Raw genomic sequence first — 20,788 nt, 5'->3', positions numbered from 1 at the left:
GGTGATTCCGGCGGAATCACTCGGTGCTGGAGCCGGCCGGTTCGGATGTGTAGCCGAGGTGGTCGACGAGCAGCTCGAGGTATCGCTGGCCGGCGGCGAGGTCGGTGTCAGAGACGAAGGAGCCGTCACCGCAGATGGCCTCGAGGTTTTCGGCCCGGGCGAACTGCCGGGCGAGCGCGAGACCGATAGCGGAGCGCGGGGTGGTGGCGACAGCAATACCGGCTGCCATGTACGCGTCCCAGTCGAGTTCGTCTGCGTTCAGTAATACGGCCGTGAGCCGTTCGTCGTCGGCGGTTTCGGCGGTCAGCAGGCTGAGCCCGGCGAGCAGCGCGAGCTGCCGTGTGGGAGGACCCGGCCGGTCGAGGTAGGCGCTGATCGCCGTCCGACGGGCCTGGGATTCCGTCGTGCGGCGCGAGGTTTCCTGTTCAGCTGCCTCCGCTTGGCGCTTGCGGTCGGCACCAGGGCCGGCGCATCGATCCGAGTCGAAGTCTGGGGACGGGGACCAGGGCCACGGTTTCGGAGTAGTGGCGTAGTACTCGGCGCGGCCGTGCTCGACGACGGCAACACAGACAGCGGACTCCTTGGCCTGCTCGATGTCGTCGGGGGCGTACAGGTGGTGGGCGTAGCTGTTGCCGCCGAACTCTTCCCGGGCGTCGGCGACGATGCGGATGCCCTCGGCGGTAAGTCGCTTGACCAGCTCGGCGTCGCGGGCTTCGATGTCGAGCCGGTTCTGGGTGAGCCGGATCGCCTGGTCCAGGCCGTACCCCTGATCCTTGGTGACTTGGTAGACGCTGTCGTGCAAGGTGGCGGGCAGCTCGAGGAGCCGCAGCGCATCGGTGACGGTCAGTTCGCCGGCGGTCATGTCGACCTTCGCGGCATCGGGAAGCTTCAGCAAGGACAACCGCTTCGAGATCTTCGGCTGGCTGATCCCCGTCACTTTCGCCAGCTGCCGTTGTGACAGGCCGCCGGCGAGCAGCTCGTCGAGCGCGGCTGCTTCCTCGAGCGGGGCCAGGTCCTGGCGGTGGATGTTCTCGATCAGTGCGGACCGGGTTGTCGCGTCAGCCAGGTCGTCACGAACGGTGATGGGCAGGGCGTCCACGCCGGCCAGCTCGGCGGCGGCGAGGCGGCGGTGTCCGGCGATCAGCACCCATGGTTTCCCATGCAGCGCCTCGGCGTGATCGGGGTGCTTGGTGTGCCAGGCGGAAGCGCTCGCGACGATCAGTGGCTGTACCAGTCCGGATTCGACGATGGACGCGGCGAGCTCGGTGAGGTCGCCCATGTCGCTGCGCGGATTCGTCGGGTTACCGGCGATGTCCGCCAGCAGGGCCGCGGTCGTCTGCTGCTCACTGGCCGCGGCTTTGCTGAGGGCACCAACGATGCCGAGGGTCGGCCGGGCCGCGGCCGGAGGTTCCGTGCCGGTGACGGCCGGCCTGGCGAGGCCGGTATCGGCGAGGCTGAGGGGGGTGCGCTTGGGAGCCATCGGGCGGATTCCATTCTGGAAAGCCTTGTGGTGGGTGTTTGCAGGTCAGGTGAGCCGGCATGCCCGAGCCGGGTAGTTCGAGGCCGCCGAGGTAGCGATTCAGAAGGTCGGGCCCGCAGGCTCGGGGACTTGCGAATGTTGTTCGGGTTCATCGGCGCCGGTTCCGGTCGGCGAGTTCCGGGTGATGGTGGCGGTGGCCAGGGCGAGGGAGGCGCCGACGTGGTCGGCGATGATTTCGCGGCTGCCGCGAACGTTTCCGTCGCTGTCGCGGTATCCCTTGGTGGTGACGGTGCCGGCTACGACGACCCGGTTGCCCTTGTGGAGGGTGTCGGTGATGTTCTCGGCGAGGCGGCGGAATGCGGTGACTTGGTAGGGCACCGGGGGTCCGTCGATCCAGATGCCGTCGCGGTCCTTGTAGCGGTCGTTGGTGATGACCCGGATTCGGGTCCAGGTGGTGCCGGACTCGGCGACGGCGGTCTCGGGCTCGGCGGCCAGGTCGCCCTCGATGATGTTGTAGCTCATGGGATTCGACCTTCCTTTGGAGTGGCTGGTACCGGTGAAATGGATGGGTTCCAAGCGACGTCAGTCGTCGGTAGTGGCCGGCCAGGGGTGCAGGCTCGGCTCGCGGTGAAACCCCGTCGGGACGCCCTGGGCGTCGAAGACTGGTTCGCTCTGTTCGTGGCTGCCAGCAGCGTGCGCCATTGCGGCGAGGACGAGCTCGAGCAGGCCGCGGTCCAGGTGTAGGTCGTCGTGGAGGTTCACCGGCAGCCCGCCGCCGATCGATGCTGTGATGCCCAGGTAGCGGCGTTCACCGCCAGAGAGGGGGCCGACGGTGTCGGGTGTGATGGCGTCCCAGTCGATCCAGGATGTGCCCGGTCCGGCGGGCTTGATCCAGGGCTGGCCGAGTTCGGCGAATCGTCCGCGGAACCCGCGGATGAGCAGTTCGGTGGCCGCCTCGTCCGTGTAGCTGCCGCGCGCCCATTCGCGCAGGGTGTCGAAGTGTTGGATTGCGAGAAACTCCATGGGAGGGGCTGCCTTTCGGTGGACGTCGAGTGGTGGTGGTCTGCTCGATGGCGAGCTATCGGCGGTCGAAGTGATTCCGCCGGAATCACGTCCTGGCTGCGGCCAGTGCGGCGAGTGCCGCTTCGCGGGTCGGAAACCAGAGTTTGATCGAGCCGACCGGGTTGCCGCAGAAGATCTTCTGGATTGTGGATAGATCCCGGGGGTGTCCGTTGCGGAAGTTATGGTGGGCGTGCAGGGACGGGCACCAGCGGCCGTAGTTCGGGTGCTCGCCGTCGTCCCAACCGTGGATGCCGTGGCGCCAGCTGCCGTCTGGCAGCTTGTGCAGGTTCCGGACGTCGACGCCGTGGGTCAGGCTCAGGATGTACGCGGACGCTTCGCCGATGCCGCAATACGGGCAGACCCACGCGTCGTGGGTGGCGCCGTCGGGGCCAGCCAGCAGCACGCCGTACTGAACCCATTGCCGGAACACAGCTTCGGCCTCGATGAGTAGGTCCGCGGCAGCCTGCTCGGCTTCGCGGGCGGCGATGGTCTCGGGGAGGAGGTCGAACAGGCTGTCGGTCATGGGCGGGCTCCTTCTGAAGTGATTCCGGTGGAATCAGTCGGCGAGGATGGTGAGTCGGTGGCCGACCGGGTAGTGGTGGAGCTCGGTGCTGTCGGCGTAGCCGATGACGGCGTAGGGGTGGGCGCCCTCGAGGCGCGCGGTGACGATCTGGTGGCGGACGCCGTGGTCGATGACGGTGTCTCCGAGACGTAGGTCCAGGGCCGGCACCTGCCGGACGGTGCACGCTGTCGGGTCTTGGCTGCTGGTGGTCATGCCGCTCCTCCGTGGGTCGGTGGTCTGTTCAGCGGTGGTCGTTGCTGACCGTTTTTCTTTCCCGCTGGCGAAGAACCGAAGGTTGGGCCGGAGAGGGGGTTCCGTCAGCCCCGAAGAGCGGAGCCTGCGGAGCGTGGGTTGACGGGTTCCCCGCGGCCCGACAATCGGTGGCCCGCGGGGAAGAAACTTCCCCGCCTCCGGGCGGGTGTCTGGACGTGATGGTGCGCCGCTGCCGCGGCGAAGTTCCCATGTCGAGCGGGCGCGCCAGCCCGGGTTGTGTCGGTGTTGTCTTGCCGTCGCTGCGTCGGCGGCCGCATTGTCGATTCGCGGTTACGTGTCGGTCGGTGACCCAAGTGGGTGCATGGATGGGATCGAGCGCGCCGCAGGCGGGACCCGCCCACCAGGTCGGGCCGCCGGGGGCAACCTGCACGATGCGGCTTCCCAACCGTCGAACGTCGGATGGGGTGCATTGCCGGTGCCGGTGCGGTCGATGGCAGGTTCCCCGGTGCGTGCATCCGTGCGGCCGGTAGCGGCCGCGCCCTACGCGGAGCCGTTGCCCAATCCGGTCGCGGAGCTGTTGTCGGCGCGGGGTTCGGCGGTGAAGGCGCAGACGTCCCGGTTACTGGCGGGCGGTTTGTCGGCTGCCGAGGGCGGCCGGCTGGTAGCCGTGGGCTCGCTGAGCGGTGGCACTGGCGCATCCACGGTCGCGGCATTGCTCTGGCAGGCGTGGTCGGCCCGCGGCGTTCCCGGCGTGCTGCTGGACGCTGCGGGAGGTTGGCGGCCAGGTCTGGCCGACAGGATCGATCCTGCCGAGTTGATCGCCCGGGCACAGTGGTCGGACTTTCTGGGCCGGGGCGATCAGCAGCTGACCAAGGAGTTCGATGCGGTGCGAGCCGCCGCCGGTGCTCGGTCGGTTCTGGTGGTACGGGATGGGCGGCCTTCCGGGCAGCTGCTCCCGCCGCAGCGGCCGCTGCACTCGGATGTACGAGAGGTGGGCCGGGCTGCGTCCCGGTCCTGGCCACTCGTCATTCACGGTCTGGGGCACGGTACCGACAGCCAGGCAGGCGAGCTGGTCGGACAGTTGTCACCGGGCGATGAGATAGGTGATGACCCGCCGGGGAACGCAGCCCGCCGCCGTTCGTCGGCGCCTGACCTGGTCGTCGTGGTGTGCCGGTTCTCGGCGGTGGAACTGCGCGACGTGGCCGAAGTGCTGCGTCTCGGACACCGGATCGATCCGCGGCAACGCGTGGTCATCGCGGCCTGCGGGCAAGCGTCCGAGTGGACACCGGCGGTCGCCGCGGCGGTCGCCGCCACCACCGACGCGGCGGCGGGCGTGGTCCGCATCGACCATGTGCGCGGCCTACGGGATCGCACCGCATACGTGCATCGGCGGCACGTCGGTCACGGAATCACCCGGCTGGCCGCAGGTATCGCAGCAACACCAACTACTCAAAGGGGAACCAGATGAGCATCACCGTCACCGCGACCATGGGCCGGATCGGGGCGTGGCTGACCGAAGGACAAGGCGCCGCAGTCACCCCTACTCCGGGGGATCCAAACCCGAACGGTGGCCATATCAGCATCCCGGACATCAGCCCGAATTTTGATGCGCCCGGCGTTCACGGGCTGACCACGCTCGGCGGCATGGTCGCTGCGGTCGTGCTGGTGATCGCCGTGCTGGCCATCCTGTTCGGCGTGCTGCTGGCGGTGTTCGGGCCGCGCCTGGGTTTCCACGGCGCGAAGGGCTTAGGGATGGGCGGCATCATCGGCGGTTTCACAGTCGGCGCGGTGGTCGCCATGGCCACACCCGGGGTGGAAACCATTTACCACTGGTTCGCCTGACCCGTTCGGTGAGCACGCTTCGCTGAACGCCGAAACACTGGGTGGCGATCACTGTGGAACTGCCGTCGGGAGGGAATCGCAATGTCTGACTGGAACCGAGCCCCGAGAGGTGCCGGACCCCGCACCGCGCTCATTGCTGCCGCAGCCGTGGTGTTACTGGCCGGAGCGTTCATCATCGGGCGGGTGAGCGCACCGACCGCGGCCGGCGGCACCGCCGGAACCGCAGACTCGGGTGCGCAGCCGACGGCGGACTCGGCGACAGTGCCGTGGAAGGGGGGACCTGGGCTCGGGGCTCCCGCGGACGCCCGGGATGACGGCAAAGGCTGGCGAGTGCCGGCGGTGTCGGCGAAGTCCGGGCCGACCGCGGTCACCGACGCGGGGGTGCCGCACGGCTACACCCGCAGCAGCGACGGGGTGCTGTTGGCCGCAATCAATGCATCGGTCGCCACGAACTGGATGCGCTATACCTACCCAGACCCATGGGCCGCGCTGGGTGTGCTGGTGGCGTCCACTCCGCTGGCTCAGGAGGGTAAAGAGGCGCTGCAGGCCAGATTCAGCGTGAAGCGCTATGCGGATCCGAACGCCCCGGTCGGCCAGACTCCGTCCGCGTCGAAGCCGAAGACATCGGCCCGGCCGTGTTCCTGCGGCCTGGCGGTGCTCGGCGCCAAACTCCAGGACGGTGATCCGACCACCGCCGACATGGTCACGGTGGCTGTCGAGTTCGTCGACTTCAGCACCGCCCGGGGCGACGACGCGCCGACGATGACGCTGCGGGTGCAGACGTTCGGCATGGCATGGGATGACGGCGACTGGAAGGTCGCGACTATGGCCGACCAGGCGGACGGCATTCCGGTCGTCGCCGCGCAGGTCCCGGCGGCTGTTCCACTGCCGGCCGAGCAGTGGCGGCGGTGATCGAATGCGGGGGCAGTTGCTGAGTGTGACCGGCCTGACGCTGGGTCTGCTGGCCGGCCTGGCGGCACCGGGCACGGCAGCAGCGACCCCGCCACCGGCCGTAGCTGCGGTGGACCCGGCGGCGCCCGATACGCCGGCGCCGGAGATCGACGCCTCGAGGTTTCCAAAGACCTTGAACCGGTATGTGCAGGGCACCAAGGAGTTTCAGGACGCCTACACCAACATCGCAGACAGCCGAGACGCGATTGCCTGCAGCAAGGGGTTCGGCGGCGGGAGCGTCGGCAGGTACGTCGACGACTTCACCCACAACTTCGGCACCATTATGGCGGCGACCTCCAAGGCGACCGGGCAGCCGATGCTGACCATGGACGGCGATCCGGACCATCCGGTGCCGACAACGCCGTGGGACTGGCCTGCCGATAGCAGCGTGCTCGGCCCGTACGCCCCCGACACTCCCGCGCCGGGTGAGGGCGACTCGATTGCCCAGCTCGACGGGGAACGAAATGGCTCCCCGATCTACGCCAGCGCTGGCGCGCGGATTGCGCCGGCCCGGATGGGCCGGCCTGGCCATCAGGAGCCTTGCGCGAAGGACTATGCGCCGTACGGCAAGGCCGACGAGAACGCGCCGTTCGGGTTCGCTTTCTACCCGGCTCCGGACGAGGGATCGATCAGCTACTTCACCGCGGCGATCGCCAAACAAGGAGCCGCCGGGCTGGACCCGAACGGCTACGACCTGGAGCCGCCGTCCGCGTACTGGTCGGACCGGAACCCGATGTCGCGGTGGGATTACTCACCGCTGGACTTCCGCGACTACTGCAGCGAGGGAAACCCGCTGTGCATGACTGCGACGTTCCTGCACTGCCCGGCGACCGCGGCTGCTGGGAAGGAAGCGGCGGTGGAGAACTGCCGTATCTGGAATGCGAACACCATCCTGCGGCAGAACCAGTTGGCCATGCACCTGGGCCGGCCTGGTGTGGGTACCCCCGCCGACGGTTCGCCGCTGAAGGTCGAGGCGCAGAAGCTGCTGACCCAGCAGGGTTCTCAGGCGCCGCTGGACACCTGGTACGGGCTGATGTTCGCCGGGAAGAAGATGGCCAACGGGCTCAAGTGGGCCAACATCCTCGGCAACATCCTGGTCGCCGGGATCGCGGTCGTCCTGGTCGCCGGCGGCTTCATGACCGGCGGCCTCCTGGGCGCGCTGGTCGCCGCCGGTGTCGTGGTGATCAGCCTGGCCGGCGGCCCGGAAGCGTGGAAGAAGATGTGGGGGGTCGTGGCTTGCGGCAGCGAACCCGACAAGTGCGCCGCACAGATGGCTGCGAAGGCGATGGCGTTCTCGGCGTCGCTGGTCCAGGATGCGGCTACTCACACGGCGTATCCACAGATGACGCAACCCACAATGCACGTGCTGGGTCGCATTGCCGGTCTGTCCGGGGTCCTGATGATGATCCTGTTCTTGCTGGCCCTGTCCTGGGCACTGTTCACGGGCAAGGTCGGCCAGATCATCCCGTCGTCGCTGGGACTGTTGCGCTGGGGCATCGCGATGGGTTGCGGCGCAACGCTACTTACCCTGGCGTTCACCGCCTCCGACCTGGTCGCCACCGCGATCGCCGGTTCGGACACCGGCGGCCCGGCCGCGTCGCTGGGCACGCTCGGGGAGACGGCAACGCGGATCGCGATGACAATCGGCGCCCGCGCCGGCTTCCTGCAATGGTTGGTCGTCGCCCTGGTCTGCCTGGTCGGCGCGATCTGCGCACTGATCGTCAAGGTCGTGGTGTATCTGACCTCGCAGTTCATTCCGTTCGTGCTGTGCGTGTTCTTGCTCCAGTACGCCGGGACCGCCGGCTCGGAGAAGGCCCGCAGCTGGGCCGGCATCGGTTGGGGCCTGCTGTGGACGATCCTGCTGCTGCGCCCGATCATCGCGCTGATCGGCAAGATGGCCGAGCTGAACTCGATGGAAGAGGGCATGCAGGGCCTGATCACGGTCACGACGATGTTCGTGATCGCCGCGCTGGCACCGGGTCTGGTCGCACGCTGGTTTCCGTCGGCAGCGGCGGCGAGCATGGGCATCCTGCAGCGCCTCGGCGGCGCCATGCAGGACATCGACGCCGGCAGCCGAGTGGCGCGGCGGATGGGGCATGCAGCGGTCGGTGGGGCATCCCGCGCAGCGATGCTCGGCCGGATGATCTCCAACGACTCCTCCGGGTTGGGGGGCCCTGGGGGCGGCGCCGGCTCGGTGCGTAAAGCGCCCACCGGCCCACCCACACCCGTCGGCAGCGGGGGAGCTGCGGGCACCGGCGGCAGCGGACAAGGCGGTGGGGGCGCGTCCGGCGGCGAGAACAAGTCGACGGGCCATGCGGCCGCTGGGACGGGGAACGCAGGAAGCACCGACGGAGGCGAGCGAACCGGCTGGGCATCACCCGAACCGGGTTCGGCGCAGATGGATCTACCGGGACCGGACGTGGACGTCCCGTCCGGGGCACCAGGTGGCGGTGCGGCGGAACGCGGCGGTTCGGGTGGCGGGGGCAGGCCCATCGGGGAACCGGTGACGGCGCTCCCCGCATCGGCCACTGCGGCTGCCGGGTCCGCAATCGGCGGTGGGCCGGCCGAAGCAGACGCATTCCGGAAGCCGCCGACCGACGCCGCGAGCGGTGGGCGCGAACGTCCGGGTGATTCCGGCGGATTCACCGGTGGAGCGACTCGCGGGTCTGCTGGCGGGCAGGGACGGACGGTCGGCCCGGCGGGTGCGCAGGCGCCGCACGTCCCTGCCCCGCTACCTCCCCGGCACGCGGCGACGTCCGGAGATGGAACGGATGGCGGGCGAACGTCCACCAAATCCGAGGCAGCCCTGCCGCCGACGCGGCCCGAACCGGACGCCGGGGGGACCGCCACCTCCACAGCGGGCCGGCCGAGCAGCCCAGCTCCCGGTGGACCTGCCGACGCTGCCAAGCCCGTACCGGCAACGCCTCACGCACCGCAGCCCGCTAGGCCGCAAACAGCATCCCCATCCATGGCAGCGGGTTCGACCCCCGAGGCCGCTCCCGCCGGTCGATTCCCGGGTGACGAGCGGCTGATGCCGACCCTGGCCCAGAGGGACCCGGCAGACCCGCCGGTGCGTGGCGACCTGGGCACCTGGGCGCCGCGGCTGGACGGCGAACGTGGACAACCAGACAACCAGCGCCGCCCGCAGCGGCGCCCGGATAAGGAAGGACAAGACCGGTGACGACGACAGATGAAAAGCCGCGGGAGATGCGGGTCATGTTCTCGGCCCGCAAGGATCCCGCGCTGGTGATGGGTCGCACCCTGCCGCAGCTGGTGTTCCTGGTGATCGCCGGAGTGTTCGTGGTGCTGTTCCTGCGGAACCTGCCGGGCGGGCCGCAATGGTGGATGCTGATCACCGCCGCGGCGCTCGCGCCGGTGGGGTTTCTGCGGATCCGCGGCCGCGGCGTCGCCGACGTCGGCCCGGCATTACTGGCCGACGCCGTGCTGCGTCTGCTGCGGCAGCGCGAGTTTCGCGGCGGTCCGCACCGGCGCAGCGGCAAGGACACCGCACTGACCCTGCGGGATCAGCCGCGGCTGCCCGGCACCCTCAAGCACCTGGAATTCTTCGGCTTCCTGATCGGTGACAACGCCGAGGAACGTGGCGTGGTCTTCGACCGGTCCGACGGCACCGTCACAGTGGTGATGGAGGTGACGGGCAAGACCTACCCACTGCTGGATTCTCGAGAGGCGAACGCATATGCGCTGGGATTCCAGCGGTTGCAGGATGGCCTGGCCCGTCGCGGCTCCCCGGTGGTGGGCATCCAGTGCCTGGAACGGGTCATCCCTGACCTGGGCGAGGAAGCGTCACGGGAGTGGCAGCGTCGCGGCGGCCGCGGCGCCCGGTTCTCCCGATCGGCGAATCAGCAGCTGCTGCAATCCGAAGCTGGGCGCGGCATCTCGCACCAGTCGCTGATTGCGGTGCGGGTCGATCCGCGGCGGGCTCGCAATCAGGTGAAGGAGTTCGGCGGTGGCGACGAGGGTAAGGCCGCGTTGGCGCTGAAGGTGACCGCCGGCATCCAGAAGGATCTGGAGGCATCGGGGGTGACGGTGCTGGGCTGGCTCCCGCCGCGGGGTATCGCCGCGGTGGTCCGGTCGGCACTGGACCCGGCTGCCGAAGGCATGGTCGCCCGCCGCGGCGGCGGCATCGGTGACGATGCGGGCGGCGACGCGGGTCTCGCGTCCGGTGTTTCGCCGGTGTCGATGGAGCCGATGAGCGTCGTCCCGGCCCGTTCTTACGTCTGGCACGAGGACCACGTTTCCCGCACCTGGTGGATCGAGGAATACCCCCGCTCCACCGCGGGGGTTCCGGTCGGCTTCCTGCAACCGATGCTGCTGGAGGTGCCGTGGCGGCATTCGGTGACGATCCTGCTGCAGCCGCTGGAGCGGCGGCAGGCGCAACGGCAGATCACCGAGCAGGCATCGACAACGGAGGCCACGAACAAGATCGACCGGAAGATGGGCCGCCGCAAGAGCCGGGCCAAGGAACGCGAAGAGGCCGACATGGACCGCCGGGAGGTCGAGCTCGTCGAGGGCTTTGCCAACTACCGCATCGTCACCCTGGTCACCGCGACGGCCCGCAGCGCGCAGGAACTGGAACTCATCTCGGCGGACGTCGAGGCCGCCATCAACTCCTGCTCGATGGAGGGCCACGTCTGGTACATGGAGACCGAACAGGCTCTGTACATGGGGGCACTGCCCCTGGGACGAGGACTGCTGTGAACCGCAACCTGCACCACTACCCGACGTCCGCTGGCATGTCTGAGTCGCACCGCGACCTGCCGACCTCGGCGACGCTGCGAACGCGGAGTGCGTGGTGAGCGCGCCGATCCCCGCGTCGGAGGCCGTGACCCGCGCAGACCGTAAGGCGCTGCGGGAGCTGGAGCGCGCCGGGCAGCCGAAAGCTCGGGAGGCCAGGGGACTGCCTCGCTGGGGCCGTTGGGGTGGAACGTTGTTCGCCGGGCAGCCCGGAAAGTACCCAGGCCGGGTCCCCTGGGAGATCCGCATTCCGCGGCAGATCGAATCGACGGCGGCGACCCGTGGCCTCTATCCATGGCTGGCCGGCCGGCCGTTGCCGGCCCGCGGGCCGATCTTCGGCCGGGAGATTCTGTCCGGCGGGTTGTGGCACATCGATCCGTGGGAGCACCGCAAGCTGCAGCGAGTCGGCGACTGCGGGATCTTCATTTCCGGAGTGATCGGCTCCGGCAAGTCGGCGGCGGCGAAGTCGTTGGTGTTGCGGCACGGTGGGTTCGGCCGCCCGTTCGTGGTGCCGGCGGACCTGCGGGGCGAGTGGGTGCCGGTCGCCGAGGCTGTAGGCGGGAAGGTGATGCGGTTGGGCCCCGGGATGCCCGAGCGGCTCAATGCCCTAGCCATGCCCGCCCTACCCCCGGGGCAGGACCCGCGCATTTGGTGGCTGACGGTGCGGACGCACTGGCAGGAGCTGCTGGAGAACCTGGGTCGCACGATCCTGGAGGACGAGCGAGCTCTGACCCCGGAAGAGAAGACCGGGATTGAGGTGGCGCTGACCGAGGCCACCGGCTACGACGAGGCATCCGGCCAACTGGACCGGCTACGGCCGATCACCCTGCACTCGGTGGTGGACATGCTCCGCAACCCCACACAGCGGATGGCTGATGTCGTCGGCATGCCCGTGGACGAGCTGCGGCACACGTTGCGGCCCTTGGGATTGTCGCTGCGCCAGCTCACCGAGGGTGCGCTGCAAGGTCTGGTCGACGGGGAAGGCCAGGGAGACTTGATCGACCCGAGCCGACCGGCGACGGTGGTCGACATCTCCCGAGTGCAGACCTCGGACGCGGCCATCGCCCTGGTGATGGCGTGCACCCAGTCGGTGATCGAGCTGGCGTTCGTGCACCAGGTGCAGCAGTGGTGGATCGTCTACGACGAGCTGTGGCGGCTGATGCGGTTCGCCGCCCTGCTGCGCCGCTTGGATGGCGGCCAACGTCGCTCCCGCGGCTCGGGCGCTGGCACCATCTTGCTGTCCCACCGGGTCACCGACGCCCAACTCGGCGGCGAAGAGGCGCGGCGTGCGGCGGCGGATCTGATCGCCGACTGTGCCACGAAGATCATCTACCGGCAGCGGGCAGACACGATCGCCGGAACCCTGGAGATGGTGACGCTGACGGACATGATCGCCGCGCAGCTGCCCACCCTGCCGCGCGGCCGGGCCGTCCACGTCGTCGACGGCGAACCGTTTCTGGTCGATCACCTGTTGCCGCCGAAACTGCCCGGCGAACCGGCTACCGATCCGGTGACGGGCCGGACGCTGTACCGCGACGAGTGGGACGTGATCGAGACCGACCAGGTGTTGTCCGACAGCTACCGCACCCTCGCAGGTGTCGAGGATGACGTGCTGTTCGACGGGGTTCGCTAATGCGGCATCCGTGGCAGTCCCCGATCCGAATCGTTGGTGCGGCACTCGTCCTGGTCGCTGTCGCCGCATGCGGGAACAGCCCGTCCGGAACCGTTGGCGGCGAGCCTCCCTCGGCCACGCCCACAGCAGCCAGCGCTACCGGTATTCCGTCGAGCGTCGCGACCGCGACGACGGCCAGCAGCACCATCACCGCGTCAGCGGACAGTTCGTCGATTACAGCGTCGCGACCCGCTGGCCGCACGCCAGTGACGGTCACGGCCGGCTCGGACATTGAGCAGCACCTGGCCACCCTGTCGGTGCCGCCCACCACCTTGTCGGTGGTTGCGGTGTCGCGTCGTTCATCTAGCCGAACGAAGCTGACCACTGCGCTGGCCAGCACTGCAACGGTGCCGCAGCCTGCAGCAACGGCCAGCACCGCGGCCAGGTCCCTGGCCGGCCACCCACTCCCACGGCTGACGCCCGAGACAGCAGATTTCATCGGGCCGGAAGCCGTTGCCGCGCAGTATCTGTCGGCCTGGTGTTACATGCCGGTCGACGGCCCGGCGAACCTGAACATTGCCCACGTCGCGGGCTGGGTCACCGCGGCCGGCTGGGACGACGACAAGTCTCGAGCGATCGGCGACGGGACCTGGGCGCAGATCCAAGACGAAGGCGTCAGCACCCTGTGCGGGCCGGTCGACACCGAGCTGAACCACCAAGGCCCAGAAACCGCGCGCCGCAAATTCGTCATGCTGTACGCCACCCGCTACCGAATCGCCGGCGGCCAGGTCATCGACAGCGACGAGATCGCTACCCAGCGCCGGGTTCTGCGGGCCGGCGACGGCCGCTGGCTGGTCGACGTCCAGGTGCTGGCCGGATGAGGATCGGGATTGTCAAGGCGAGTGGCGCTTTCATCGGGGTGGCAACCGCCGGGCTACTTCTGGTCACCATGCTCGGCGCCAGTCCGCAGCCGATCCCGGCCGCGTCCAAGACACACTGCCCGGACCTGGTCTCCACCGCGGCGGACGCCGGCAGCGTCCCGACCACCGCGGCAGGCACGGCAGCGCCGCCGACTGTGCAGGCTCTACGTGCTCCGGGCGCCGCCATCAGCACGCCAAGCACCGCGCCATCCGTGGGTGCGGCGTCGGGCGGCCGGCAGGAGATGCCGTACCCGCTGCCGACCCGGCACGGCAAAACGGGCCGTGAAGAACCGGTCGACGACCTGGGCCGGGTTCCCTCTACCGGGATGGGCGTCACCTGGGCCGCCCACGCCGCGCTCGGCGCGGCCTATCGGGACTACTACGTCACCATGCTGTGGGAGTACGCGGCGTGGGACTTCAACGGCCACGCCCGCGACATCGACCAGTCCCAGTTCGACTGGTTCGCCGTCCGGCCTCGCCTGGTGCTGGTCACCAATCCCCGCACGCACAAGTCGATCATCGCGGCCGCGATCGAGGCCGGTCCCGGCCCCTGGGTGTCCTTCGGTGGGGACCGCGACGGCCCGGCGCACGGCTGGAACGGCTACCAGCGGGGTGTCCCAGCCGGCTTCGACGGCATCGTGTCCGGCTTTCCGCCGACCGCGCTGGCGGCGCTGGATGCCCGCACCGGGTACCGCGGCGAAACCGGCGACGACTTGATCTACCAATGGGCGCCCGACCAGAACGCGATCCCCGGCCCAACGACGCTCACTGCCAGCACCGGCGGCAACGACACAGTGGTGCCCGCGGCGAATCAGGTCGGCGGCACCGCAGGGTCCACCTGCGCACCACCCGATGGCGCCACCGGCAAAGGCGGCGGGACAACGACTGGTCAGGTGGTGTTCGACGGATCGACCGTCACCATCCCTGTCCACCCGAACGCCGTCTACCAGGGCCGCGACTACGGCGGCACCACCATCGCCGCGCCGAACGCGGGCGTGGCCAAGGCAATTGCCGCCGGCATGGCCTACCTCGGCACGCCGTACGTGTGGGGCGGCGGCGGACCGGCCGGCCCCGACAACGGCTGCCGGCGGGCCTCCTGCCTGCCGCTGACCGGCTTCGACTGCTCCGGGCTGACCGCCTACATGATGGCAGTCGGGGACTACTCGATCCCCGGCAACTCGGCCGCGCAGCGGGACCGGGCGAAAGCGATCCCGTGGTCGCAGGCGCTGCCCGGCGATCTGATCGGCTACCCCGGGCACATCTCCGTGTACCTGGGCACCATCGACGGGCAGAGACTGCAGATCGAAGCGCCGCACACCGGCGACGTTGTCAAGATCTCCACCGTGCACCGCACCGACGTCGACGACGTGGTTTACCGCTGGTGGGGCACCGCGAGAGCGTGAACGAACTCGCCGATGGTGTACGCCGTAGGGCGGAGCGTGGAGGACTGGTCACCGAGTCGAGGGTGCCTCGATGGCCAACTGACAGCGACGGTCACTTCAGTGACTGTGACAGGTTGGGGTGGCCCCACCGTGACGGTCTGATCTGGCCCCACGGGCGACGCGCCGGGGTGGTTGTGACGGTTTGATCTGGCCCCACTTGAACCTTGGTCTCATGACTGACTCAACGTGGTTGTCGGTGGCCGGGATGGGATCTCGGGTGGAGCTGTTCGCTGCGATTCGTCGGGACGCCCGGGTCGAGGAGCTTTCGATCCGGGCGCTGGCAACTCGCCATGGCGTGCACCGCCGAACGGTGCGACAAGCGCTGGCGTCGGCGACGCCGCCGGCCCGGAAACCGCCGACCAGGTCGGCACCCAGGTTGGATCCTTTCAAAGATGCGATCGACGGGATGCTGCGGGCGGATCTGGACGCGCCACGCAAGCAACGGCATACCGCGACGAGGATCTTGGCCCGGCTGATCGACGAACACGCCGCGACGGACCTGTCGTATTCAACAGTCCGCGACTACGTACGGATCCGCCGCGCCCAGATCGATCTGGAAGCAGGCCGGAGGGTCGAGGACGTGTTCATCGCCCAGGACCACGCACCCGGTCAGGAGGCCGAGGTCGACTTCGGCGAGGTCTACGTGATGTTGGGTGGCGTGAAGACGAAGTGTCACATGTTCGTGTTCTGGCTGTCCCATTCGGGTAAGGCGATCCATCGGGTGTACCCGACCCAGGGTCAGGAAGCGTTCCTGGAAGGGCATATCGAGGCGTTCGAGGCCATCGGCGGTGTCCCGACCAAGCACATCAAGTACGACAACCTCACCGCCGCGGTCGCGGCGGTGTTGCACGGGCGGGACCGCCAGCGGGATGAGAACGCCCGATGGGTGCTGTTCCGTTCGCACTACGGGTTCGACCCGTTCTACTGCCAGCCCGGCATCACCGGCGCGCACGAAAAGGGCGGCGTGGAGGGCGCTGTCGGCTGGTTCCGCCGCAACCACCTCACCCCGATGCCTCAGGTCGACACCCTGGATGAGCTGAACGAGCAGATCAAAGTCTGGGAGGCCGCCGACGAGCAGCGGCGGATCACCGGGCACCTGAACAGGATCGGCGACGATTTCGCCGCCGAGCAGCTCCTGTTGCGGCCGCTGCCGGTCGAGGCGTTCGACCCCGGTCTGGTGCTGCATCCGCGGGTGGATCGCTCGTCGATGGTCACGGTGCGGATGGTCCGCTACTCCGTGCCCGCCCGACTGATCGGCCACCGGGTCCGGGTCTCGTTGCGGGCCTCGGAGGTGGTGGTATTCGATGGGCGAAGGGTGGTGGCCGTCCATCCGCGGATCGCTGCTCGCGCGGGCTGTCAGCTGGTCCTGGATCACTACCTGGAGGTGTTGCGGTACAAACCCGGTGCGTTGCCCGGGTCGACCGCGTTGGCCCAGGCTCGCTCGGCCGGCGTGTTCACCTCTGAGCACGAGGCGTTCTGGGCCGCGTCCCGGAAAGTCAACGGCGATACCGAGGGCACCCGCGAGCTGGTCGACGTATTGCTGCTGCACCGGTCGATGACCGCCGATCAAGTGACGGCCGGGATCACCGCGGCACTGTCCGTGGGGGCGGTCACCGCCGACGTGGTCGCCGTCGAGGCCCGCCGCCACGCCACGGCAACAACCGGCGATGGTGGTGGGGCCGGCCTGGACCGTCATCCTGCTGAACACGGCGCCGTACGTGAGCAGCGGGTTGTCAGCCTCACCCAACGCCGGCTGACCGACCCGGCCGCGGTGATCGCCGGTCTCCCACCGGACACCAGGCCCATCCCGTCCGTGGCCGCATACGACGAGCTACTCCCACGGCGACGCACCGAAGTACAAGTGAAAGCGAGCACCAGCTGATGAGCCCCAGCGCACCCGCAACCTCGATCACCCCGACGCTGCGGCGCCGGCGTGGGCTGACCGAGGAGGCCGCGATCGCGGCCGTTGATCAGGCCTGCCGGCGACTACGCCTGCCCACCATCCGGGCACTGGTCGGCGAAGCGCTGACCGTGGCGACGAAGGAGCAGCTGACCTACCAGGGGTTCCTGGCCGAACTGCTGCTGGCCGAGGTCGACGACCGGGACCGCCGTTCCAGCATTCGCCGGGTCAAAGCAGCTGGGTTCCCCCGCGACAAATGGCTCGGCGACTTCGACTTCGACGCCAACGAGGCCATCAACCCCGCCACCGTGCACGAACTCGCCAAGGGCGACTGGATCCGCAAAGGCGACCCGCTGTGTCTGATCGGCGACTCCGGAACCGGCAAATCACACCTGCTCATCGCCCTCGGCACTGCGGCCGCGGAACAAGGCTACCGGGTCCGCTACACCCTGGCCACGAAACTGGTCAACGAGCTCGTCGAAGCCGCCGACGATAAGCAACTCGCCAAGACCATCGCCCGGTACGGCCGCGTCGACCTGCTCATGATCGACGAACTCGGCTACATGGAACTGGACCGTCGCGGCGCCGAACTGCTGTTCCAGGTGTTGACCGAACGCGAAGAGAAGAACTCGATCGCCATCGCGTCGAATCAGTCGTTCTCTGGGTGGACCGACACCTTCACCGATCCCCGCCTCTGCGCCGCCATCGTCGACCGCCTCACCTACCACGGCACCATCATCGAAACCGGCACCCACTCCTACCGCCTCGCACACACCAAAGCGGCTACGCCATAACTGATTCCAGTCCGATAGCCCTTAGCTCAACCACTTCGAAGAGGCTTCACGAACCTTGACCTACGCACTGAAGCTTGCCGATCCCCACAAAACGCAGCGGTGGGGCCTTGCTGTTGGCAGGCCCACCGCTGCGTTGCTGGGTGTGTCGGCGCGCGAGGTGCTACTTCGTTACGCCGTATTCCTCGATGAGGTCGGCTTGCGGGATCGGGACACCTTCTTGGCCCACGACCTCCCGTTTCCCGTCGGGGCCGACCTGCGTCAGCGCCTTCCCCTGCGGGTAGCGATCCTTGAACGGATCATCCGCTGTGGGGTCAAGCAGCCGGCGCGCGTCCAAGAGGACTGGGTTGCCGTTCTTGTCGACGACGATGTCGCCGTTGGCGTCGACCATGGTCATCGTGTCCGGGATCTTGCTCATGTCCACGGTGCCGTCTTCGTTCACGTAGTCGTCTGAACCTGTAGAGCTGGCCATGGCTACCGCAACGCCTCCAGACAGGCCGAGGCCGATCACGACGCCGGCAACTACTAGGTGTAGAGCACGTATCTGCATGTTCATCGTCCCCGATCAGAATAGGTGGTTCGTGGATGAGAGGTCGCCGCCGTACCAAGAGTTGCCGTTTCGGATCGCACCGATGGTCAGGGTCCGGTACGACCCTGCGCCGCACGGTCTGACGCCGGCGAAGTTCGAGATGCGGTAGTTGTCGGTCTGCACGGGGCTGTACACGTAGTTGTACGTGATGCAGTTCGAGTACGACGACGGGTTGCTGATGTTCTGCTTCTGCAGGACGTACGCGACTCTGATGTAGTTGATCGGACGTGTCCAGTCGACAGTGCAGTTCGCGCCGAATGCGTTGTCTCGCAATGCCTGTACGTCGCCTCGAAGGTAGATGTTGGATTGCCCGTCCTCGTGACCGATCTCCGAGCGGAGTTCAGTGCACGGCAGTTCACTTTCGTAGACCAGAGCGATCTGATGAGGGTTGTGTGCAGCTGCCACACCCGTTCCCAACCCGAACAGCAGTAAGACGATCAAGCCGACGACGCTCCCGCGGCGCCCGAGTCTGCGTGGTCGCCGCCGCGTCATGCGAACCTCCCCCGCTGGTTGTGCAGTTACACCTGTGGAACCGCGTCTTCTTTCCATGCAGCCGTTCCCTTCTGTCCCGCCGAGTGCAGCTCGTGCGCTGCGCGCTCGGGCACTTCAGGTTCGGTGACGGCCGCGGAATGAGTTGCCGTGGGCATCGGCGCCAGTCACCGCTCGAATGGTCTGACTCGCCCCCTTTACATGAGTTGCCCCGCCTGAACGAAATCTACAGCGCGAAGTGTGACGGAGACAACACGCATACCGCCTATCACTCGCATACGCACCATCGATGGGCCAGAAGCTGATTCGACCACTTTCCGTAGTCGAACACCGCACCGCGGAGTGCTCTGTGCCCCACTTTCTGCGGCAAGTGGGCGGAGCAAAAGAGTCGGCCGTCGAGCAGTCGGGGTCACGGACCGGCGTAGCTCAATCAACAACTGACGAACAAGCCATCGAGCATTGCAGGCCGTCTGCCGACGAGTGTCTGCCCGGCAGCACTCGGGCGTCTGGATAGACGATCCACCACCGGGGCCAGATCAACTCGTCACCCTGGGGCCAGATCGAGTTGACAGAGTCACTTCAGTGCCCGAAACCCATCCAATCGCCTCCGTTGTGGTCCAATCACCCGGGTCACCTTCAGTTTGGATTAGGAGCGATAGTGGACGGTGTGGGGCGGGTCGTCGCGCTGGCTGTAGCAGTTGCAGCAGTGGTGGTCCTGACGGGTTGTTCAAACGGGACTTCAACTGGACAGGCGATGCGTGTCGCTGCTCCGCCCGTCGTGATGGGCAACGTCGCTGCCCTCACAATGCAAAGCGGCTACACGTTCGACTTGAAGTTTGCTGTTTCGATGACCGGCGGCCCCTCGACTTCGCTGGCCGACGCGCGTCCAGGTACGGCCGATGTCTCCAAGCAGCATTTCGGCGGGACGGCAACCCTCACCAACACCGACGAACAGCGGAACCTACCTGGCGACGAACTACCGCAGCTCGTTGTTAAGGCACTGTGGAAGAAGGGGTCGGAGATCTGTACAGCCGATGGAGCCCTGAAAGGTGAACTCTTCCAGTACCACCCATATGCACAACTTGAGCGTGGAGGCTGCTCGGCTGATGTCCTCATGATCAGTTGGGAGGATGGAACCGTGTCCCCAGGCTCATCGAGCGAGGCCATCGTTATCGAGTCGCCTACCTGGCAACTGCGCTGGGGAGTGCCCGAAAACCTCGCACCTGTGATCGCCGAAGCTGCAGCCAAACCAGACGGATACCTCATTGAGGCATACTTGGATCCGGTGTCGCTCGACACGACGTCGTATAACGACGTCCAGTCGCCGGACCTGCTGCGCTGCGACACCCCAGCGGGAGTACCTGGTACACCGGTCATTTGGGCATCTGCGCGCGTCATGTGCAGCCCGGTCGGAAACTGAACTTCGCTACGACTGTCAGATCCCAAAGCGCCACCCACCTTATTTCCAGGAACTTTGCCGCGACAATTGGGCGTGATACCGGAAAGCCCGTACTCCAGATTCCGTGATCGATGCGGTTATCGCCGTGGCATGAGGCACCGCAGCGTAGCGATTGCGTTTTCGCCGTTCTGGCACACAGATCGACCCACGTCACTCAGCGGGCTGAGGTTCAGATGATCGATCGTCCTCCAGCTTAACCGCCGATTGTCGTACCCCGCCGATACGGTGCGCTCACAGCCCGCACCAACGCGGGAAGGGAGACCGAGATGAGCGGCAGTGATCTGCCCGGCGTCATCGTGGTCCTGGTGGTGTTCGGGATCATCGCGCTGATCGGCGCCCTGGCGATCGCGGGGGACCGAGCCAAGTACGAAACCCAGGCAACCCGCGCTGACCTGTACTACCGGCAGGTCCGCGCCGAACAACAGCTGCGCGAACAAGCCGCCCGGCTACCCGTGCAGCCGCGGTGGGCGTCGCCTGCACCCGGCTCGGCGGTCGCGTACTGGCCCGAACCGGACGGATACGCAGGAGTCTGCGACCCTGTGCGGGAACTGGCTTACACCCGGCAGGCGCTGGCCGACCTGGATCTCGCCGAGCAGCGCAAGGAGCTACGCAAGCTGCGGGCCGGGTCACTGGACTGGTAGCTGATTCCGCCGGAATCACCACCATCCGAGACAGTGCAGCCAGCGCGCTAACTGCCGCGGGCCGTACCCAGTAGCGGGTA

At 67.8% G+C, this 20,788-nt stretch carries 19 protein-coding genes; 12 read left to right on the top strand and 7 right to left on the bottom strand.

What is annotated here, in order from left to right; genetic code table 11:
- Nucleotides 1-16: 16 nt before the first annotated feature.
- The 5 genes from K340_RS34265 to K340_RS0112095 form a co-directional block, all read right to left on the bottom strand.
- Nucleotides 17-1,480, bottom strand: coding sequence for a ParB/RepB/Spo0J family partition protein (locus tag K340_RS34265; RefSeq protein WP_051266034.1), 1,464 nt, complete (start codon nt 1,478-1,480; stop codon nt 17-19).
- Between the two features lie 99 nt (nt 1,481-1,579).
- The gene (locus K340_RS34260; protein ID WP_051266031.1) at nt 1,580-2,002 is read right to left on the bottom strand and encodes a single-stranded DNA-binding protein; all 423 of its coding nucleotides are present in this window, start codon (nt 2,000-2,002) and stop codon (nt 1,580-1,582) included.
- Between the two features lie 60 nt (nt 2,003-2,062).
- Complete coding sequence (locus K340_RS0112105) at nt 2,063-2,503, bottom strand: hypothetical protein (RefSeq protein WP_037364403.1); 441 nt, start codon at nt 2,501-2,503, stop codon at nt 2,063-2,065.
- Between the two features lie 85 nt (nt 2,504-2,588).
- A complete protein-coding gene (locus tag K340_RS0112100; protein ID WP_029136900.1) occupies nt 2,589-3,065 on the bottom strand; it encodes a hypothetical protein in 477 nt (158 codons plus the stop codon).
- 33 nt (nt 3,066-3,098) lie between these two features.
- The gene (locus tag K340_RS0112095; RefSeq protein ID WP_029136899.1) at nt 3,099-3,317 is read right to left on the bottom strand and encodes a hypothetical protein; all 219 of its coding nucleotides are present in this window, start codon (nt 3,315-3,317) and stop codon (nt 3,099-3,101) included.
- A gap of 505 nt (nt 3,318-3,822) precedes the next feature.
- Between K340_RS0112095 and K340_RS0112090 the strand changes: the two genes are divergently transcribed.
- The 10 genes from K340_RS0112090 to istB all read left to right on the top strand — a co-directional run bounded on the left by K340_RS0112090 (nt 3,823) and on the right by istB (nt 17,533).
- Nucleotides 3,823-4,785 (top strand): hypothetical protein, encoded by a 963-nt coding sequence (locus K340_RS0112090; RefSeq protein WP_154674222.1) that lies wholly within the window; start codon nt 3,823-3,825, stop codon nt 4,783-4,785.
- Nucleotides 4,782-5,159 (top strand): hypothetical protein, encoded by a 378-nt coding sequence (locus K340_RS0112085; RefSeq protein WP_029136897.1) that lies wholly within the window; start codon nt 4,782-4,784, stop codon nt 5,157-5,159. The genes K340_RS0112090 and K340_RS0112085 overlap by 4 nt, the downstream gene beginning before the upstream one ends.
- A gap of 81 nt (nt 5,160-5,240) precedes the next feature.
- Nucleotides 5,241-6,071, top strand: coding sequence for a hypothetical protein (locus tag K340_RS0112080; protein WP_154674221.1), 831 nt, complete (start codon nt 5,241-5,243; stop codon nt 6,069-6,071).
- Nucleotides 6,072-6,075: 4 nt separating this feature from the next.
- On the top strand, nt 6,076-9,291 hold the full coding sequence (locus tag K340_RS0112075) for a hypothetical protein (protein ID WP_154674220.1): 3,216 nt from the start codon (nt 6,076-6,078) through the stop codon (nt 9,289-9,291).
- Nucleotides 9,288-10,829: an SCO6880 family protein gene (locus K340_RS0112070; protein ID WP_154674219.1), complete on the top strand. Its 1,542-nt coding sequence runs from the start codon at nt 9,288-9,290 to the stop codon at nt 10,827-10,829. The genes K340_RS0112075 and K340_RS0112070 overlap by 4 nt, the downstream gene beginning before the upstream one ends.
- 124 nt (nt 10,830-10,953) lie before the next feature.
- The gene (locus tag K340_RS0112065; RefSeq protein ID WP_211229397.1) at nt 10,954-12,498 is read left to right on the top strand and encodes a YbaK/EbsC family protein; all 1,545 of its coding nucleotides are present in this window, start codon (nt 10,954-10,956) and stop codon (nt 12,496-12,498) included.
- A gap of 245 nt (nt 12,499-12,743) precedes the next feature.
- Nucleotides 12,744-13,358 (top strand): hypothetical protein, encoded by a 615-nt coding sequence (locus K340_RS0112055; RefSeq protein ID WP_029136891.1) that lies wholly within the window; start codon nt 12,744-12,746, stop codon nt 13,356-13,358.
- Complete coding sequence (locus K340_RS34255) at nt 13,355-14,800, top strand: C40 family peptidase (protein WP_029136890.1); 1,446 nt, start codon at nt 13,355-13,357, stop codon at nt 14,798-14,800. The genes K340_RS0112055 and K340_RS34255 overlap by 4 nt, the downstream gene beginning before the upstream one ends.
- A gap of 244 nt (nt 14,801-15,044) precedes the next feature.
- Nucleotides 15,045-16,721, top strand: a complete 1,677-nt coding sequence (istA, locus tag K340_RS0112045) for an IS21 family transposase (protein ID WP_029136889.1) — start codon at nt 15,045-15,047, stop codon at nt 16,719-16,721.
- Nucleotides 16,721-17,533 carry an IS21-like element helper ATPase IstB gene (istB, locus tag K340_RS0112040; RefSeq protein WP_029136888.1) on the top strand — a complete coding sequence of 271 codons (813 nt, stop codon included), beginning with the start codon at nt 16,721-16,723 and terminating at the stop codon, nt 17,531-17,533. The genes istA and istB overlap by 1 nt, the downstream gene beginning before the upstream one ends.
- Before the next feature lie 160 nt (nt 17,534-17,693).
- Here the strand turns inward: istB and K340_RS0112035 are convergent, their stop codons facing one another.
- Both K340_RS0112035 and K340_RS0112030 read right to left on the bottom strand, forming a co-directional pair.
- A complete protein-coding gene (locus tag K340_RS0112035) occupies nt 17,694-18,086 on the bottom strand; it encodes a hypothetical protein (protein WP_154674217.1) in 393 nt (130 codons plus the stop codon).
- Between the two features lie 9 nt (nt 18,087-18,095).
- Nucleotides 18,096-18,524 (bottom strand): hypothetical protein, encoded by a 429-nt coding sequence (locus K340_RS0112030; protein WP_037364400.1) that lies wholly within the window; start codon nt 18,522-18,524, stop codon nt 18,096-18,098.
- Nucleotides 18,525-19,266: 742 nt separating this feature from the next.
- Here K340_RS0112030 and K340_RS35865 point away from each other — a divergent pair.
- Nucleotides 19,267-20,028: a hypothetical protein gene (locus K340_RS35865; protein ID WP_154674216.1), complete on the top strand. Its 762-nt coding sequence runs from the start codon at nt 19,267-19,269 to the stop codon at nt 20,026-20,028.
- Between the two features lie 305 nt (nt 20,029-20,333).
- Nucleotides 20,334-20,708 carry a hypothetical protein gene (locus K340_RS0112025; RefSeq protein ID WP_029136885.1) on the top strand — a complete coding sequence of 125 codons (375 nt, stop codon included), beginning with the start codon at nt 20,334-20,336 and terminating at the stop codon, nt 20,706-20,708.
- Nucleotides 20,709-20,788 lie beyond the last annotated feature (80 nt).

The organism is Nakamurella lactea DSM 19367 (genome assembly GCF_000426645.1).
In the GTDB taxonomy this organism is placed as follows: Bacteria; Actinomycetota; Actinomycetes; order Mycobacteriales; family Nakamurellaceae; genus Nakamurella; species Nakamurella lactea.
The sequence above is the reverse complement of the archived record's forward strand: the minus strand, read 5'-3'. Positions and strand labels throughout refer to the sequence as shown.